Source organism: Flavobacterium sp. (assembly GCF_044357305.1).
GTDB lineage: Bacteria > Bacteroidota > Bacteroidia > Flavobacteriales > Flavobacteriaceae > Flavobacterium.
In genome coordinates this window covers 40,674-54,976 of record NZ_JBIKPS010000016.1, presented here as the reverse complement: position 1 = coordinate 54,976, position 14,303 = coordinate 40,674, and the positions used below count along the sequence as shown (strand labels likewise).

Below are 14,303 nucleotides of genomic sequence, written 5' to 3'. Positions count from 1 at the left end.
TATTATTATTATTATTATTATTATTATTATTATTTAATCTTTAACTAACAACATTACAAAGACTTAAAACTCCTAAATTGTTTATTAAGCACTGAGTAATGCATTATATTGTATCTATTTTCACTATATTTTTGAATTAAACACACTAAACACTTGCAAAATTAATTTTACATCTTAGAATTGAGTATATATAAATTGACTAAAAAAACGCTAAATTTACTTTTATTAACGATAAACGATTTTTTAATTATAATTTCTCGACAAATATACATTTATTATCGTTAAAATATAAAAAATGAAAAAAAAATTTAATATTTTTTTAATTATGTATTTAGTACTTTTAATAACAAACAAAACTCTTTATTAGTAGTGAAACAGAAAATCATCAACTAACCTATTGATAATCAAAAAATAACAAATTAGTTTATATGATTTTTAAAACCTACCTTTGCACCCAATTTTAAAATACAATATGAATAAATTTGAACAATTAGGTCTGAATGAATCGTTACTGCTGGCGATTAAAGATCTAGGATTTGAAAATCCGTCAGAAGTGCAAGAAAAAGCGATTCCAGTCTTATTGGAAAAAAACACAGACTTAGTAGCTTTAGCACAAACAGGTACAGGGAAAACAGCAGCTTTTGGTTTTCCGCTAATTCAAAAATTAGATGCGGATGATAGAAGTACACAAGCGTTAATTTTATCCCCAACGCGTGAGCTATGCTTACAAATCACCAACGAGATTAAACAATACTCAAAATACGTAAAAGGTATTCATACAGTGGCAGTTTATGGTGGTGCAAGCATCACAGAACAAGCCCGAGAAATTAAACGTGGAGCACAAATTATTGTGGCAACTCCAGGTAGAATGCAAGACATGATTAACAGAGGTCTTGTAAACATTAAAAACATCAACTTTTGTATTCTTGACGAAGCAGATGAGATGTTGAACATGGGTTTTTATGAAGACATTGTATCGATTTTATCCGATACTCCAGACGAGAAAAATACTTGGTTATTTTCTGCTACAATGCCTGCAGAGGTTGCAAGAATAGCTAAGAAATTTATGCACGATCCTGCAGAAGTAACTGTAGGTAGCAAAAATTCAGGTTCGGCTACCGTTTCTCACGAATTTTATTGTGTAAACGCTCGGGACCGTTACGAAGCTTTGAAACGTTTAGCCGATGCTAATCCAGACATCTTTTCGGTAGTTTTTTGTAGAACCAAAAGAGATACTCAAGCGGTTGCCGAAAAATTAATTGAAGATGGGTATAGCGCTGCTGCATTGCACGGAGATTTATCGCAAGCGCAACGGGATGGTGTAATGAAATCGTTTAGAGGTCGTCAAATTCAAATGCTTGTTGCTACTGACGTTGCTGCTCGTGGGATTGACGTTGACAATATTACGCACGTAGTAAACTATCAATTACCAGACGAAATTGAAACCTACAACCACCGTTCTGGAAGAACTGGTAGAGCTGGAAAATTAGGAACTTCTATTGTAATTATCACTAAAAGTGAAATTCGTAAAATTTCTGCAATTGAAAGAATCATCCAACAAAAATTTCAAGAAAAAACAATTCCTTCTGGAATGGAAATTTGCGAAATTCAATTGTTGCACTTAGCAAACAAAATTAAAGATACCGAAGTTGATCACGAGATAGACAACTATCTTCCTGCTATCAACGAAGTATTGGATGGTTTGACTAAAGAAGAATTAATAAAGAAAATGGTTTCGGTAGAATTTAACCGTTTTATCAATTACTATAAAAAGAAACGCGATTTATCTGGAGAGAAAGGTAACGAAAGAAGCGAAAGAAGTTCGGAACCAAGAGAAATTAGAGCGGGAGATCCTGTTCGTTATTTTGTAAACATTGGCTCTAGAGACGATTTCGATTGGATGCAATTGAAAGATTTCTTAAAAGAAACTCTAGATTTAGGTCGTGATGATGTATTTAAAGTAGATGTTAAAGAAGGTTTCTCTTTCTTTAACACCGATGGAGAACATACCGATAAAGTAATGTCAGTTCTTAACGGATTTGACCTTAATGGAAGACGCATCAACGTTGAGATTTCTAAAAACGAAGGCGGTGGCGGAAGCGGAAGACGCGATCACAACGGAAGAAGTTCTGGTGGTGGTTTCGGTGGAGGCAGAAGCTCTGGTGGATTTAGAGGTGGCGACAGAAACGAAAGAAGTTCTTCATCCAGAAGTCCTGGTAGTTTCGGACCAAGAAAAGAAGGTGGATTTAGAAGTGATGCTCCAAAACGTGAAGGTGGTTTTTCATCGGACAGACCTGCCAGAGAAGGCGGATTTAGAAGTGATGCTCCAAGAAGAGAACCAGGTTCTGCACAAAGAGAAGACAGAGCTCCAAGACGTGCAGAAGGATCGTCTGAACGTCCAGCTAGTCGCTCTTTTGACGAAGCTAAAACAAGAAGACCAAGAAGAAGCTAATACTTTTTAGTTACATATAAATCCCAAATTCCAATGAAATACTATTGGGATTTGGGATTTTTCTTTTCAAATCAATCCGTTTTGTTAATTTTCTTATAATAATTTTAGCAAAGAGAGGAAATATCTTGCAGAGTTTTATACTTTTAAACCTTCAAACCAGGACATGAAATATTTTGTAGCTTTATTATTCTTTACCTTATCAATAACTGCATTTTCGCAGCAAACTATTGTTTCCAAAAGAGTTCACGGAACTGTGGTTAATGGCACTACTACTTTTCCGCTATTGGGTGCAAATATTATCAACATCAATAAAGTTAAAGGTACAATTTCTAACGCTCGAGGGAATTTTGATATTGATGCCGAAGTTAATGATACACTACACATAACCATGATAGGGTTTCAGTCGTTACGGGTTCGAGTAACTAACGACTGGGTAAAAAATGGGAATGCTAAAATTGAACTTACCGAAAAAGCAATTGCACTGGAAGAAGTAGTTGTACGAAAATACAATCTTACAGGCTATCTGGAAGTAGATACTAAATTAATCCCGGATCAAGAAAATTTCCGCTATAGTATATCTGGATTACCCCAAGGTTATGAGGCTGGAGAATATTCGCCTAAAGCATTTTCAAGAGTGATGAATTCCATTTTCAATCCTGCTGATATGCTGTATAATTTCTTTGGTAAAAAGCCAAAAGAACTCAAGAAATTAAAGGAAATGAAAAAAGACAATACGGTAAAAGCTCTTTTAGAAACTAAATTTGATAGAGAAACCATAGCCGTATTACTAGGTATTGACAAAAAAGACATCCCAGAAATACTGCAACACTGCAACTACTCGGAAGCATTTATTCAGACGGCAAACGACTTACAGATACTTGACGCTATTAGCCAATGCTATGAGCAATACAAGATTCTGAAGAAATAATAGGTAATAAAAATTAAACATTCCACAAAGTAATTGAAGGTCTTAAATTTAATAAGGTGATTAAATAGTTTATTCTAAAAAACAACTAATTACTTAACAAATTACAAACCAAAAATAAAATATTCCAACTTAAAAAACTCAAAATAAAGTATTTTGTAATAATTTCAACAATATTATAGTTTTTACTATTGGTTGTTTAATTTATTCATTACTTTTGTTAAACAAAACAAAAACCAATGAGTAGCGTTAAAAATATTTTTAGCATTAAAGACCTAGAAAATTTATCTGGAATTAAAGCACATACTATACGTATATGGGAAAAACGCTATAACGTATTAGAGCCCTTGCGAACAGATACCAACATACGCTATTATGATTTATCGGCATTACAAAAATTACTGAACATTACTTTACTGCACGATTACGGCTATAAAATCTCTAAGATTTCACAAATGCCTTCCGAAAAAATACCGCTATTAGTTCAAGACATTATTTCTTCTAAAAGCGCTAAAAATCACGCCATTAGTTCGTTCAAAATGGCCATGATGAACTTTGATCAAAAGTTGTTTTTGGATACTTACAATGATTTGCTTTCTGAAAAATCTTTTAGAGAAGTGTTTTTCGAAGTTTTTATTCCTCTAATGGAAGAAATTGGTTTTCTCTGGCAAGCCGAGACAATTAGTCCAGCACACGAGCATTTTATAAGTTATTTAATTAAGTTAAAATTATTGGTAAATACTGAGAAACTTCAAAGTAAAGCTCCAACTAATGAGGATAAAATATTTGTGCTTTACCTACCAATGGATGAAATGCATGAATTGGGATTAATGTATCTAAATTACGAAATTTTAAATAGTGGTTATAAAAGTATTTATTTGGGAGAAAGTGTTCCAGTAAGCAGTTTGATACCACTAAAAAAATATTTTAATAATATTGTTTATGTTTGTTATATGACCGTAGAACCAACAAACACTAGTGCCAACGCCTACGTTAAAGAATTGAAATCACAAATTTTAGAAGACGATTCAACTATTTGGTTAATTGGAAGAAGCGCTCAAAATGTAGAAAAATCATTGCTTAATTCCAAGATTAAAGTCTTTGAAAACATTAGCGAATTGGTAAAAGAATTGTAATTAAATCAAACTAATAACTTTAGCTTATAAGCAAAGTAATTAATCTATATGAACAAAGACATTAAAATAATTGGCTCTGGATTTTCTGCTTTAGCAGCAAGTTGTTATTTGGCACAACAAGGAAACAAAGTAACCATTTACGAAAAAAATAGCACTATTGGAGGTAGAGCACGACAACTAAAACGAGACGGATTCACTTTTGATATTGGTCCGACATGGTATTGGATGCCCGATGTTTTTGAACGATTTTTTGCCGATTTTGGTAAGAAACCTTCCGATTATTATTCTTTACAAAAACTTTCTCCTGCCTATCAAGTATATTTTGGAGAGGCTGATTTTGTGACTATTGCAGATAATCTTCCAGAAATTATTACCACTTTTGAATCTATCGAAAAAGGAAGCGGTGCCAAATTGGAAACCTTCATGAAAGAAGCGCAAAGCAATTACAATATTGCTATTAAAGATTTGGTGTACCGACCAGGAGTTTCGCCTTTAGAATTGATTACCGTAGAAACTGCAATGAAAGTCAATCAGTTTTTTGGAAATATATCAAAAGACATTCGAAGACGTTTTAAAAATAAAAAACTAGTTCAAATACTAGAATTTCCGGTGTTGTTTTTGGGTGCAAAACCTTCGGACACGCCTTCTTTTTATAGTTTTATGAATTTTGCCGATTTTGGTTTAGGTACTTGGCATCCCAAAAACGGAATGTATTCGGTTATTCTTGCCATGGAACAATTGGCTAAAGAACTTGGCGTTATTATTCATACGAATTCCAATATTGAAAAAATTGAAGTTGTAAATGGTAAAGCGGTTGGAATTAAAGTAAATGGCAAAAATGTGAGTGCCGATGTGGTGCTTTCCGGAGCCGATTACCACCATACAGAAACCTTATTAGACGAAAAACACCGAGTTTACTCCGAAAAATATTGGGAAAATAAAACTTTTGCACCTTCTTCGCTCTTATTTTACGTAGGTTTGGATAAGAAAGTTGCCAATGTGGAGCACCATTCGTTGTTTTTTGATGTCGATTTTGATGTGCATGCCCAAGATATTTACGACAACCCAAAATGGCCCGAAAATCCTTTGTTTTATGCAAGTTTCCCGTCTAAAACCGATTCTAATTCGGCACCCGAAGGAAAAGAAGCTGCAATATTTTTAATTCCAATTGCACCCGGATTACAAGATACTCCAGAATTAAGAGAAACCTATTTTGAAAAAATAATTACTCGATTAGAGAAATTAACCCAACAAAATATAAAAAATAACATTATCTTTAAGGAGTCCTTTTGTGTGAATGATTTTGTAAAAGATTATAATTCCTACAATGGAAATGCTTACGGATTGGCAAATACGCTTTTGCAAACGGCATTTTTAAGACCAAAATTGAAAAGTAAAAAAGTGGAAAGCCTCTATTTTACAGGACAATTAACTGTTCCAGGCCCGGGAGTTCCTCCTGCATTAATTTCTGGAAAATTAGTTGCCGATTTAATACAAAAACATAGCTAAATTATAAAAGAATTATGAAACCCCTTTTCGATACCATCTCTTTTGAATGTAGCAAGAATGTAACCCGGGCTTACAGTACATCGTTTTCTTCTGCTGTAAAAATGTTGTCCCCTACTATCCGACAAGACATTTATAACATCTATGGTTTTGTTCGCTTTGCCGATGAGATTGTAGATTCTTTTCACGATTATGATAAAGAAAAGTTGTTTGCAATGTTCGAAAAAGATCTCGATGCTGCTTTACAAAACAAGATTAGTTTGAATCCAATTTTGAATTCCTTCCAACATACGGTTCATAAATTTAAAATTCCAAATTCTTTGATTGCTTCGTTTATGAAAAGTATGAAAATGGATTTAGTAAAAACCAATTATGCCACCGATGACGAATATAAAGAGTATATTTATGGTTCGGCAGACGTAGTAGGCTTAATGTGTTTGAAGGTATTTGTAAACGGAGACGATATTAAATATAAAGAATTAGAGCAATCTGCAATGCGATTGGGGTCAGCATTTCAAAAAGTAAATTTCCTAAGAGATTTAAAAGCCGATCACGAAGATTTAAGCAGAACTTATTTCCCAAATACAGATTTGAACCAATTGGATGAAGTTTCTAAAAATGAAATCATTTCTGAAATCGAAGCCGATTTTGAAGCTGGCTATAAAGGGATTGTAGGACTTCCAATAGAAGCTAAATTTGGCGTTTACACCGCCTATATTTACTATAAAAAATTACTTTCCAAACTGAAGAAGACACCTTCGGCAGAGATTAAAAACACTAGAATTCGTGTTTCGGATTATCAAAAATTTCAATTATTTGCCAAGTGTTACTTTACTTATAAATTAAACAGTATTTAAAATTCAAATAGTATGTTCTTACAAATTTTAGTTTTTTTCGCAACTTTTTGCATCATGGAATTTATGGCGTGGTTTAGCCACAAATACATCATGCACGGATTTCTTTGGTCCTTGCATGCCGATCACCATAAAAAGGACCACGATTCGTGGTTTGAACGTAACGATGCCTTTTTCTTATTTTATGCAGTAGTAAGTATTGGTTGTTTTTTGCTTTGGCAAAAAGGAATATTTGATCTTGGGATTGCCGTAGGACTAGGAATTTTCGCATATGGTTTAGCTTATTTTACAGTACACGACATTTTCATTCACCAACGATTTAAACTCTTTAGAAACGCCAACAATCGTTTTTCTCGTGCAGTGCGAAGAGCACACAAAATGCACCACAAGCATGTTGGAAAAGAACATGGCGAATGTTTTGGAATGTTAGTGGTTCCGTTTAAGTATTACAAAAAATAATTAAATCCCGATTTCATAACAGAAATCGGGATTTTTAATTATTTTTTATTGACTTGCATTACGTTCCAAAGTTGAACAACTGCCCAAATTTCTAATGAGGCTAATACTATTAAAGCAAAAGTATTTGCAGTTACCCCGTCAAGAGTTAGTCCGACCAACACATCTCCGAGTTCTATAAAAACTCTTGAAATAAGGGTAATAAACAACCAATGTGGTTTATTGTAAACTACAGAAATAAATAGCGCAAGTACACTTCCTAGTATGCGAACACCCGTGCTTTCAAAACCAACTTTTGCAGAATAAGTATCTAAATTGGCATTAGGAAAACTGATACTTGGGTAAAAAGTATATACATAAAAAAAGAATAAACCTGCACAAATTAAAATCCAAGTAAAGATTTTTACAGCAGTTGGAATAGAATGGGTTGCATTAGAAATTGAATTTTTCATGTCCTTAATTTTAAATTATTATTTGTTTGATTAAGACTAATAATTTAAATTTAAAAAAAGTAAATCTGGGGAGATTTAAAAAGGAATAATTAAAAAATTCTTCCTGCAATAAAACAACAAATATAACTATTTCATCAATCCTTTCAAAGCTTCTAATTGTTTCATATCCACATTAGAATTTTTCAATACCGATAGCATAGTCATAGCATCGGCTGGATTCATATCTTTTCCTAAAATTCGTACCACTGCAAATCCATTATCACCTTTACATCCGTAAAGTAAAAACTCTTGAATGTGGTTTTCATCGCCAATAAAACTAATGGAAGCTCCATTTTTACCCGAACCAAATTTCATCAGTGGTTGGTAATTGGTAGTGTCCTTTAAAATTTCGGCAACATTTTTTCTTTCTTGATCAAATTCTACTTTATTTTTAGAATTTAATTTATATGCCAAAATATTCATTTTAGTAAATGATGCTAAGGCTTTAGTTTGCTCTGCAGATAATTTTGCTTTGTTAACATTTAGGATGCTTGGCGCAATATCCACCACCATAAAACCAGGTTTTTCTTGATGGTCAACAAAATATTCTTGCATGCTTGGTTTGGAATTACATCCAAAAAGAAGCATCGACAAGGCTATGGCTAAAAAATAAAATACTTTCATAATAATTGGATTTTATAGTAATGACAATCTCAAAATTGATTTTTGAAATTGCCAATGTTATTGATTTTTGAAATCGATTCTTATTTTTTACTTGCTTTTTTCAATTCGTCTCCACCTGGCAATTTCATTTTGTCGGTTAACGCAGAAAGCTCTTCAAGACTAAAACTTCCTGTTAAGGACATTAGCACGCTTTCTTCTTTTCCAGAACCTTCAATAAACATTAATAGTTCTTTCACTTCCGATTCTGTAGCACCAGATTTTACGAAAATTTTTACGTTTTTACCTTTTTCGTTAATTCGCATTAACTCTTCTAAACCAGCAGTTTTGATGTATTTATCGGCAACCGCTTTCATGTCGTCGCTTTTCTTATCGCTTGCAGTTACAAAAACTTTAAGGTTGTCTAATTTCTTGATAAGATTCAAGTACTGTTGCGATTCTTTGTCTTTCGCATCTACTTTACTCAACATCGAGAACATTTTTTTGTTGACAATTACCGTTGTAATATCGTCTTGATTATCAAATTTATCAAAGACCGATTGGGCAAAAATCGTATTCGATATTACTACTAATGCGATGATTAAAATTACTTTTCTCATGATTTCTATTCGTTTTTATTGATGATTATTATTTAAAAATTCTGTCTTTAGATTCTTCGTACTCATTAATATAACTTACACTTTTTATGCCCGTATTTAAATGTTCGGATACTAATGCCAAGGCTTTTTGGGTTTGCTCCAATGCTAATTCTGGACTGTCTTCTGGAGAACAGGCTACAAAATCATCGGCTTTAGTATTTTGAACATACATAAAAGTGCCAACTCCCAATAAGACTACTACCGAAGCAGCAATAGACCACATTTGTACGTTATTTTCCTTTTTCGTTGGAAGTAAAATCTCTCGAGAAAACTGTTCTTCTTTCGCTTGCGTAAAATAACTAAAAAGAGGTTGGTAGTGTTTCAGATGCTGCGCAACATCCGTAGAAGAAAAATATACTTTTAGTTCGTTTTCTTCTGCAACACTAGTTTCTCCTTCGAGGTAACTTTCTATTAATTTTTCTATTCTATTTAATGCCATAATTATGTGTTTTGGTCATTACTTCTCTAATCGTTTTGCGGGCTCTAGAAAGCGCAACTCTTATGGTTGCCTCACTCATTCCTAGTGTTTTGGCAATATCTTCAAATTCGTATTGCTCAATATCCCGCATTTGAATAATTAATTTTTGCTGTTCGGGCAAGTCGTTCATTATTTTTTCTACCCAACTCCAACTGTCTACATCTTCCAACTTTTGCTGCAAACTCGCTTGACTGTCGGTGTAATTGGTATGTACTAAGGTTAAATTTCCAGCGCGTTTCGATTTCAGTTGATCCAAACAATAATTTTTAGTCATTGTCATCGCCATGGCTTCCATACTTCGAAGTTCGCTTAGCGTTTCGTTCTTAGTCCACAATTTCACCATAACTTCCTGGGTTGCATCTTCGGCTTCTTCGGTGCTTATTAGTAATCGTTTGGCCAATCTAAAGATTTTATCTTTAAACGGAGAAACCATCGTTATAAACTCCTTTTGCTGCATTGTTAGGTTGTTATATTAAGAAGACGAGACACGATTTAATTTGTTACAAGATACTTTGTTTTTTTTAAATTGTATCTAGTTTTTTTCCACAGATTTACTTATCAAATGTTTTAATATTTAGCAAATGATATATACACCCTTATTATTTAAAGATATAACTTTTTTTTGCTCGCAGATTTGACAGATTTTCGCAGATTAATTTAAAAAATCTTTTAAATCCTTTAATCTGTGGCTAATAATAAACACACTATTTTGTAATTAATGGTTTACTATTTTTATGCCCGCAGATTTCACAGATTAATATAAAAAATCTGCGAAATCTGCGAAATCTGTGAAATCTGCGGGCAAATAATTATTCCTCAAGTGTAAAAACCTATATTTTCTAAAAATCTTGATTAAAAAAATTTCGTTACATTTATGAAAATAGTCAATCAATCTTTTACTAATTCATACTATGACTAATAAATACTTCAAGCATAACTAAAAAAATGTCCACAGAATTTTCAGATTTGTATAGGATATTTTAATAAATCAGCAAATTCTGCTGGCAAAAAAAAACGCTTCCAAAGTAAAAAACTCTGAAAGCGTTGTAACTATTAGATTAATTAATTTTAAAGTTTAATATTCAATCCCAATTTAAAATTTCTTCCTCTTGTGGAATAACCTATATTTTCTACAAAATCTTGATTAAAAATATTAGTTACATTTCCAAAAATGTTCAGTCTATCTTTTACTAATTCATACTTCACTAAAGCATTTAGCAGTTGGTAGGAACCCAGTTTTGCGGCAACAATTGCATACGTATTTCCATCAAAAAAGGCATCTTGTCTAGCATCAACATATTGGTAATTGGCATTGAAAAACAATCTTTTAGTTGCCGAAAAATCAATAGACGCGTTAACTTTATGTTTTGGAATTAATCGGTTCAAGGCTTCATCTACTTGCGTGAAAGTATAATTGGCACTACAATTTAATTTTGTAGAAAGAGCGTAATTCACAATGGTTTCTATCCCTTTGGCTTTGTTCAAACCTTCCACATTGGCATAATGGTAAGTCGCATCAAATCCGATGGAATTGTTTTGTTCTCTAAAAAAGGCTACCACATTAAACGTAAGTTTCTTTTGGGCTACCGAAACTTCCAAACCCGATTCGATTGTTGAATTTTTCTCGGGAGTTAAAGTTGCAGTTCCGTATTCGGAGTACAATTGGTACAAACTCGGCGTAACAAATGCAGTGCTATAGGAAGCCAATAACTTAACCGGAATTTCCTTTCCAAAATTAAACGACGGATTCACATTATACACCAATTGATTGCCATATTGACTATGCACGTTCAACCGTGCGCCAGCATTTAGATTTAAACCAAAATCAGAAGTGAAAACTCCCGTAAAATATGGGTCTACCATATTAAATTTAGCACCTTCTTTGGCAATAATGCTGTAGGGTGTTTCGCTTTTCATATCGTGAAATTGGTAATTGGCACCCGTTATCAAATAAAAATTAGTAGAAAATTTATTCTTATTGAAAGCATCCACCGTTACACTTCGCGAGCCATAACTAGAATTATCGATGCCATTAGTCCAAGAATTGAATTCCTGATATTCCCTTTGTAGTTTGGTGAAATTAGAATTCAAATGCAATTCGCCTTTGGCATAAACATACTTTGGCGAAAATCCAAAACGGAATTGTTCGGTTTTCGATTTATTGCTGTAAGTGTCGTTAAAACCTGTATTATCAAAAGGAAAATCGTAATCGTTGTTCACTTTATCGTAATTTCCGAAGAAATCTAAAGTCAATTTTTCGGTTGCTTTAAATCCGAATTTCGACAAATAATTAATTCTTGAAAATCGGTCTTTATCGTAATTAGAATCGGGAGTTGGTTCTGCTACTTGTGACATTCCTTTGGTTTCGGTGCTGTTGATCGAAGCCAAATAATGCACTTTTTTTACCGTTCCGTTAACCGAAAATCCTTGGTTAAAATCTTGCCCGTTGTACTTGTGGTTCGTTGCTGTATTGTTTGAACCAATATTGGAATACGCATTGGCTTGAAGCGGTTTTTTACTCGATTTTTTCAAAGTAATATTGATTACTGCCGTTGCAGCACCCGAGCCGTAAAGCGTACTTGCAGCACCTTTCATGATTTCGATGCTTTCAATTTGATCGATAGGAAGCAAACGCAAATCGTACTCCAAGTTAATTCCGGAAGCATCCGTAACTGGATTTCCGTCAATTACAATTAAAACTTGTTGGTTTTTTCCACCTCTAATGTAGTAGCCAAGGTTTTTACCGTTGGCCGATTGGGTTCCGTTAATCTCTACTCCTGCTACCGAATTTAGAATACCGGCTAAGGATTGCCCTGATTTTTTTTGGAGTTCGGCAGCCGTAATTTTGGTGATTACTTTTCCTGATTTTTCTTTGCTTTGCGCAAATTTAGTGTCGGAAAACACTACTTCCTCTAGTTGTTTAACTTTAATGGAATCTTTTACTTGGGCATAGCCGCAAGTGGTCGCCAATGCAATACATGCACTGAAACGAATGAATTTTTTGTTCATTTTTTTTAGTTAGTACTAATTTAATAATCGTGGGAGAAAAGCACAGAATTACCCATACCCAAACCTTTTTTCCCGAAAGTTTGATACTCAATGTAAAATGGCAGGTCTCCTGGCTTGCGTCTTGTTGTTTGCCTTCCCATTCGCCGTAACGAAAAGTGACTTTGTAGATAACAACAAGCATAATAGCATACAGTTGCGGGTACAGCTTTGGATTTAGGAATTAGATTTTTAGAAAGTTAGATTTTAATCTGCTTTCTTAATTCTTAATTCTGTTACCAAATTCCCTTTTAATGTTCCTCTGAAAAATCAAAGTCACAACCGAAATACGAGTGCAAATGTAGTCGTTTTTATTACTTATCTTCTTTCTTTTTAGAAAATTTCACGATCAACCAAACAAAACCTACTATAAAGTGCAGTAGAATTATTCCACCAACGAGGTACATAAAAGTATTGGAATCTCTCATTTTGAAATTTTATTCAAATTTAGAGATTTTAAAAATTTGATTTTGCATCAAATGTTACACAAGCACCAATTTGTGAAAACATTATTTTACTTTTGCAAAAAATAATTCCATGTCGCATTTTTTAAAATCCTTTTTATTCGTTCTCCTCGTTTTTCCTTTTGTGCAATGCAAAAAGGAAGTCCACGAACCAACAACTTTAGTTCCGAAAAACGAAATTCACTATGCCAAAGGATTTTCTATACTAAACCACGACGGATTTTCTGTGGTAACCGTTTCCAATCCTTGGCCTAAAGCCGATAAATCGTATACGTATATTCTGAAAGAAAAAAACGGAATTATTCCCGATAGTTTGAAACAGTTTCTTACTATTTCGGTTCCCGTGAAAACAATTGTAGTCACTTCTACCACGCACATTCCTTCCTTAGAAATGCTAGGCGTGGAAAATACGTTGGTTGGATTTCCAAATTTGAATTACATTTCTTCCCAGAAAGTTCGTGCTTTAATTGATGCCAAAAAAGTAAAAGAATTGGGTAATAATCAAGCCTTAAATACCGAAGTGATAATCGATTTACAACCGGAAGTAATCATTGGATATGGTTTAGACAACAACAATCCAACGCTGGATAATCTTCAGAAAAACGGATTAAAAGTCTTATTGAATGGCGATTGGAACGAACAAACGCCGTTAGGAAAAGCCGAATGGATTAAGTTTTTTGGCGCTTTGTATGGCAAACAAGAAAAAGCCAACGAACTATTTTCTAAAATAGAAAAAGACTATTTACATACTTTGGAAATCGCCAAAAGAGCCACCACCCATCCAACCATTTTAGCCGGAGACATGTTTGAAGATAAATGGTATTTACCGCAAGGAACTAGTTGGGGTTGCCAGTTATTAAAACAAGCGCAAGGCAACTATTTATGGGCTGCTACAACAGGAACTGGAAGTCTTTCGTTATCGTTTGAAACAGTTTTAGAAAAAGGAAAAAATGCCGATTTATGGATAACTTCCGGGCAATTTGGATCGTTAAAAGAAATGCTCGATACAAACTCCCATTATTCGCAATTTAAAGCGTTCCAAAACAAAAATGTGTATTCGTTTAGCGGAAAAAAAGGAAAAACCGGAGGCGTTTTATATTATGAATTGGCTCCAAATAGACCAGACATTGTATTGAAGGATATTGTAAAAATATTGCATCCCGAATTATTGGTAGGTTATAAACCATTCTTTTTTGAAAAGTTAAAGTAAACACGAATTCTGCAAATTTGCACGAAA

13 protein-coding genes and 1 riboswitch are annotated in these 14,303 nt (G+C 33.6%); of the genes, 7 read left to right on the top strand and 6 right to left on the bottom strand.

The genetic code is table 11. The features are described 5' to 3' along the window. Nucleotides 1-472 precede the first annotated feature (472 nt). The 6 genes from ACIQ2J_RS10550 (at nt 473) to ACIQ2J_RS10525 (ending at nt 7,332) form a co-directional block, all read left to right on the top strand. Nucleotides 473-2,452 (top strand): DEAD/DEAH box helicase, encoded by a 1,980-nt coding sequence (locus tag ACIQ2J_RS10550; RefSeq protein WP_396169485.1) that lies wholly within the window; start codon nt 473-475, stop codon nt 2,450-2,452. Between the two features lie 163 nt (nt 2,453-2,615). Next, on the top strand, nt 2,616-3,380 hold the full coding sequence (locus ACIQ2J_RS10545) for a carboxypeptidase-like regulatory domain-containing protein (RefSeq protein WP_396169483.1): 765 nt from the start codon (nt 2,616-2,618) through the stop codon (nt 3,378-3,380). A gap of 236 nt (nt 3,381-3,616) precedes the next feature. Continuing rightward, nucleotides 3,617-4,513 (top strand): MerR family transcriptional regulator, encoded by an 897-nt coding sequence (locus ACIQ2J_RS10540; protein ID WP_396169481.1) that lies wholly within the window; start codon nt 3,617-3,619, stop codon nt 4,511-4,513. A gap of 48 nt (nt 4,514-4,561) precedes the next feature. Next, entirely contained in the window at nt 4,562-6,022 is a 1,461-nt protein-coding gene (locus ACIQ2J_RS10535; protein ID WP_396169479.1) for a phytoene desaturase family protein, read from the top strand. Between the two features lie 14 nt (nt 6,023-6,036). Beyond that, nucleotides 6,037-6,876 carry a phytoene/squalene synthase family protein gene (locus tag ACIQ2J_RS10530; RefSeq protein WP_396169476.1) on the top strand — a complete coding sequence of 280 codons (840 nt, stop codon included), beginning with the start codon at nt 6,037-6,039 and terminating at the stop codon, nt 6,874-6,876. A gap of 12 nt (nt 6,877-6,888) precedes the next feature. Further along, entirely contained in the window at nt 6,889-7,332 is a 444-nt protein-coding gene (locus tag ACIQ2J_RS10525; protein WP_396169474.1) for a beta-carotene hydroxylase, read from the top strand. A gap of 38 nt (nt 7,333-7,370) precedes the next feature. Here ACIQ2J_RS10525 and ACIQ2J_RS10520 read toward each other — a convergent pair whose 3' ends face one another. The 6 genes from ACIQ2J_RS10520 to ACIQ2J_RS10495 form a co-directional block, all read right to left on the bottom strand. Then, a complete protein-coding gene (locus ACIQ2J_RS10520; RefSeq protein WP_396169472.1) occupies nt 7,371-7,781 on the bottom strand; it encodes a hypothetical protein in 411 nt (136 codons plus the stop codon). Between the two features lie 126 nt (nt 7,782-7,907). Then, nucleotides 7,908-8,444: a DUF4252 domain-containing protein gene (locus ACIQ2J_RS10515; protein WP_396169469.1), complete on the bottom strand. Its 537-nt coding sequence runs from the start codon at nt 8,442-8,444 to the stop codon at nt 7,908-7,910. Nucleotides 8,445-8,524: 80 nt separating this feature from the next. After that, complete coding sequence (locus tag ACIQ2J_RS10510; RefSeq protein WP_396169467.1) at nt 8,525-9,040, bottom strand: DUF4252 domain-containing protein; 516 nt, start codon at nt 9,038-9,040, stop codon at nt 8,525-8,527. Between the two features lie 28 nt (nt 9,041-9,068). After that, nucleotides 9,069-9,518 (bottom strand): hypothetical protein, encoded by a 450-nt coding sequence (locus ACIQ2J_RS10505; protein ID WP_396169465.1) that lies wholly within the window; start codon nt 9,516-9,518, stop codon nt 9,069-9,071. After that, on the bottom strand, nt 9,505-10,014 hold the full coding sequence (locus tag ACIQ2J_RS10500; protein ID WP_396169462.1) for an RNA polymerase sigma factor: 510 nt from the start codon (nt 10,012-10,014) through the stop codon (nt 9,505-9,507). Before ACIQ2J_RS10500 ends, ACIQ2J_RS10505 begins: the two co-directional genes overlap by 14 nt. A gap of 611 nt (nt 10,015-10,625) precedes the next feature. Next, entirely contained in the window at nt 10,626-12,566 is a 1,941-nt protein-coding gene (locus tag ACIQ2J_RS10495) for a TonB-dependent receptor plug domain-containing protein (protein WP_396169460.1), read from the bottom strand. Nucleotides 12,567-12,647: 81 nt separating this feature from the next. After that, a riboswitch (cobalamin riboswitch) is annotated at nt 12,648-12,904 on the bottom strand. Nucleotides 12,905-13,139: 235 nt separating this feature from the next. Here ACIQ2J_RS10495 and ACIQ2J_RS10490 point away from each other — a divergent pair. Beyond that, the gene (locus ACIQ2J_RS10490; RefSeq protein WP_396169458.1) at nt 13,140-14,276 is read left to right on the top strand and encodes an ABC transporter substrate-binding protein; all 1,137 of its coding nucleotides are present in this window, start codon (nt 13,140-13,142) and stop codon (nt 14,274-14,276) included. Nucleotides 14,277-14,303 lie beyond the last annotated feature (27 nt).